This is a genomic window from bacterium (assembly GCA_016873475.1).
Taxonomy (GTDB): domain Bacteria; phylum Krumholzibacteriota; class Krumholzibacteriia; order JACNKJ01; family JACNKJ01; genus VGXI01.
The window spans coordinates 1-2631 of sequence record VGXI01000325.1 but is presented as its reverse complement, the minus strand read 5'-3'; the positions used below and the strand labels follow the sequence as shown (position 1 = coordinate 2631).

At 71.0% G+C, this 2631-nt stretch carries 2 protein-coding genes; one reads left to right on the top strand and one right to left on the bottom strand.

What is annotated here, in order from left to right:
* Positions 1 to 258: 258 nt before the first annotated feature.
* The gene (locus FJ251_15335) at positions 259 to 1329 is read left to right on the top strand and encodes an HNH endonuclease (protein MBM4119075.1); all 1071 of its coding nucleotides are present in this window, start codon (positions 259 to 261) and stop codon (positions 1327 to 1329) included.
* A 2-nt stretch (positions 1330 to 1331) separates the two neighbouring features.
* Here the strand turns inward: FJ251_15335 and FJ251_15330 are convergent.
* On the bottom strand, positions 1332 to 2631 hold a 1300-nt coding region (locus FJ251_15330; protein MBM4119074.1), incomplete at its 5' end, for an efflux RND transporter permease subunit.

Below are 2631 nucleotides of genomic sequence, written 5' to 3'. Positions count from 1 at the left end.
CGTCGACGCGCGGTAGGCGGGCGCCGACGGGGCCGGGCGGGGGGGACTCTAGCGTGCTCACGGGACCTCGGCCAGACGGCGGAAAGGGGCCGCCTCCACCTTAGCCCCTTCCCGCCCGCCGGGCAATGCCCGGGATCCTGCGCGCGCCGGCTTGCTGCGGCAGCTCTTACCGCAGCGATGCACTTGACTTCACCTCAGTTCCATACTATAATATTGCACTCCCCACCTCCCGCGGCCTCGTTCCAGCGAGGGCCCTCCATGTCCGAATTCGTGCCGAATCTCCCCGCCGCCGCGGTGGATGCCCACCTGCGTGCGGCCGTCGCGGAACTGCGCCGCGCCGAGCAGAACGCCGTCCTCTGGTTCGCCGAGCTGATGCGCCGGCGGCTCTACCGCGACTGCGGCTACGCCAGCATTCATGCCTACGCCGATGCCGTGCTCGGCTTCGGGCAGGCGAAGACCTACCAGTTCATCAAGTTGGCGGAGTCGCTGAGCGAGCTTCCCCAGTTGCGCGCCTCGGTGGAGGCCGGCGAGATGCCCTGGACCAAGGCCCGCAGCGTGGCGGCCGTCGCCACGCCGCGCTCCGAAGGTCAGTGGATCGCCCTCGCGAAGGCGAGCAGCGCGCGCGAGCTCGAAGCGAAGATCCGTGAGAGCCGCAGCGAGGCGGCGAACGAGTCCGGGCAGGGCGCACTGCTGCCGCCGGCCCCCGCGCCGCTGCCCACCCCCGCGCCGAAGGTGCAGCTTAGCTTCACGCTCGAGCCCGAGCAGCACGCTCGCTGGCTGGCCATCGTCGAGCGGCTGCGCAAGCAGGGCCACGCCAGACCGAAGGAGGAGCTGCTGCTGGCCGCCTTCGCCGCGCTGGCCGAGGCCGAGTGTACACGTGTACAAAACGAGGCCGAGTGTACACGTGTACAAAACGCGCCGCCCTACCAGGTCGTGATCTATCGCTGCGAGGACTGCGGCGCCGCGCGCCTGCCCGATGGCCGAAGCCTGACCCCGGCAATGGCCGCGCAGGCGGCCTGCGACTGTCGGACGCAGCGGGAAGGTGAGCCGAACCGCGCGTCAATCCCGCCCGCGCTCAGGCGGCAGGTGCTCGCCCGCGACGGCCATCGCTGCCAGGCGCCGGGCTGCCGTGGGACGCGCTTCCTCGAGGTGCATCACCGCGAGCCGCGGCGGCGAGGAGGCCGCAACAGCGCGGAGAACCTGATCACCCTTTGCGCGGCCTGCCACCGCCTGCTGCACGAAGGCAGCCTGCGGCTTCCCGTCGGCCGGCCGGCGACCACTCTACCGGCCGCCGCGCTTCCGGCGGCGGCCTGGTCGGACACCGGCTGAGCCTACTCCTGCGCCTTCTCGCGCAGTCGCGCAGCGTGCTCGCGCTCGCCGCGCGTGAGGTGGCCGCGGAGCTTGCCGCCGAGGTCGTCGAGCAGGGTGTAGACCACCGGCACGACCACCAGCGTCAGCAGGGTGCTCGTGATCAGGCCGCCGATGACGGCGCGGGCCAGCGGCGCGCGGAACTCGGCGCCGGCGCCGATCGCGAGCGCCAGCGGCAGCATGCCGAAGATCATCGCCAGCGTGGTCATCACGATCGGGCGCAGGCGGATCTGCCCAGCGTCGATCAGGGCCTCGCGGCGCGAGAGGCCGCGTTCTCGGCCTTGGTTCGCGAAGTCGATGAGCAGGATGGCGTTCTTCGTCACCAGGCCCATCAGCAGGATGAGGCCGATCATGCTCATCAGGTTGAAGGTGGTGTTGGTGGCGAGCAGCATGAGCAGCACGCCCACCATGGACAGCGGCACCGAGAGCATGATCGCCAGCGGCTGCTGGAAGGAGCCGAACTGGCTGGCCAGCACCAGGTAGATGAACACGATCGCCAGCACCATCGACTCGAGGATGTAGCCCACCGTCTCGCGGAACATCTCCGTCTCGCCGCTGAGGTCGACGCCGTAGCCGGTGGGGAACTGGATCTTCTTCACGCCGGCCTCGATGCCCGCGCTCACCTCGGTCAGCGCCTTCCCTGCGAAGTTCGCCTCCACCAGCGCGACGCGCTTCATGTTGCGGCGGTCGATCTGCTGCGGGCTCTCGGTGGCGGCGAAGCTCGCCACGTGGCCGAGGCGCACGATCTGCGGCGCGCCGGTCGCGGGGTCGTAGCCGCTGGCGATCGGCAGCGCGGCGAGCTGCGCCTCGGAGACGCGCGCCGAGCGCGGCAGGCGCACGATGACGTCGTGCTGCTCGCCGCTCGGGTCCTCCCAGCTCGTCGCCTTCTGGCCCGCCAGCGCAGGCCGCAGCGTGCTGGCGAGCGAGCCCACGCCGAGGCCGATGTCGCTCGCCAGCTCCCGCCGCAGGTCGATGCGCAGTTCGGGCCGCTCCTCGGCCATCTTCGAGTCGGCCTCGATCGCGCCGGGCGTCTCGCGCACCACGGCGAGCACCTGCTGCGACACGCGCTTCAGCTCGTCGATCTGATCGCCGAAGACGTAGATCTGCAGCGGCTTGGTCGTGCCGCCGAAGCCACCCGACTCGAGCACCGACACCGTCGCGCCCGCGATCCCCGCCAGGTCGCGGCGGATCACCGGCATCATGTCCTGCTGCGAGCGGTCGCGCTCGCCCTTGGGCAGCAGCTTGAGGTAGATCTCGGCCTCG